The 1,349-nt window shown below is 63.8% G+C and carries 1 protein-coding gene; it reads left to right on the forward strand.

Annotated features, from left to right (window positions below; genetic code table 11):
• The first annotated feature begins 110 nt into the window (after positions 1 to 110).
• Positions 111 to 1,328 (forward strand): IS481 family transposase, encoded by a 1,218-nt coding sequence (locus SB659_RS19000; protein ID WP_410551513.1) that lies wholly within the window; start codon positions 111 to 113, stop codon positions 1,326 to 1,328.
• The last annotated feature ends 21 nt before the right edge of the window (positions 1,329 to 1,349 follow it).

Consider the following 1,349-nt stretch of genomic DNA (forward strand, 5'->3'; position numbering starts at 1 on the left):
GGTGTGTAGTTTCACGACATAGTTCACACGTGAGTCGGGACATCGTTCTCAGGTGACACTTCCCCGGTGAGTCGGGACATCGTTCACACTTTTGTGGCCGAGCATGATTCATGTCGAAGCAGAAAGTCATCGTCCTCGCCGTCCGTGACCAAGGCCTGACCATCACGGCCGCAGCCCGCCGCTACGGAGTCAGCCGCCGCTGGGTCCACGAACTGCTCAGGCGCGAAGCAGAAGGAGGCATCGAGGCCGTCGAGCCCCGACCCAAACGCCCGCTGACCAACCCCCGCCGAACCACCGAAGCCATGACCAACCGCATCCTGGCACTACGCCGCGAACTGGTAATCGCCGGCCTGGACGCCGGGCCCGTCACAATCGCTTGGCACCTTGAACGCGAAGCACTCCAACCGCCCTCAACCTCGACCATCCGGCGGGTCCTGCACACCGCAGACCTGATCACCCCCGAACCAAAGAAACGCCCCAAAGCGTCCCTGCACCGCTTCGAAGCCCACCAGCCCAACGAAACCTGGCAGTCCGACTTCACCCACTGGGCCCTGGCCGACGGCACGGACACCGAGATCCTGAACTTCCTCGATGACCACTCCCGCTATCTTCTGGCCTGCACCGCGTTCAGACCCGTCACAGTCACCACCGTCGTGACCACCTTCCTGGCCACCGCCGCGGACTACGGCCTCCCAGCCTCCACCCTGACCGACAACGGCATGGTCTACACCACCCGCCTCGCCGGCGGCCGGGGCGGCCGGAACGCCTTCGAACACCAACTCCACGCCCTAGGCATCACCCAGAAAAACGGATCCCCCAGCCACCCACAAACCCAAGGAAAAATCGAACGGTTCCACCAAACCCTCAAACGCTGGCTCACCGGGCAGCCCCGCGCCCACACCCTTAAAGACCTCAACGAACAACTGGACAAGTTCCGGCAGATCTACAACCACGAACGCCCCCACCGCGCCCTGGGCCGCCGAACGCCCGCCGCCGCCTACGTCGCGACACCCAAAGCAGCACCCGCCGGAGCGAAACAAGGAGACCACTGGCGCCGCCGCGTTGACCGCGTCGACAAATTCGGGAAACTCACCCTCCGCCATGCCGGACGCCTCCGCCACCTCGGCATCGGCCGCGCCCACGCCGGCACGCACGTCCTCATGCTCATCCACGACGCCGACGTCACCATCAGCAACGCAACCACCGGCGAGATCATCCGCGAACTCACCATCGACCCCACCAAGAACTACCAACCCAGAGAATCCGGACAAAGAAAAACACCCCGGTCCGAAGACCGGGGTGTAACCGATGACTCGACTCATCCGTGAAGGATGTCTCGACTCATCACA

Origin of the sequence: Arthrobacter sp. SIMBA_036 (genome assembly GCF_046535135.1) — a bacterium.
In the GTDB taxonomy this organism is placed as follows: domain Bacteria; phylum Actinomycetota; class Actinomycetes; order Actinomycetales; family Micrococcaceae; genus Arthrobacter.

Bases quoted from the DNA above. Each gene is read 5' to 3' on its own strand.
- SB659_RS19000 (WP_410551513.1), top strand. From the start codon at position 111: ATGTCGAAGCAGAAAGTCATCGTCCTCGCCGTCCGTGACCAAGGCCTG.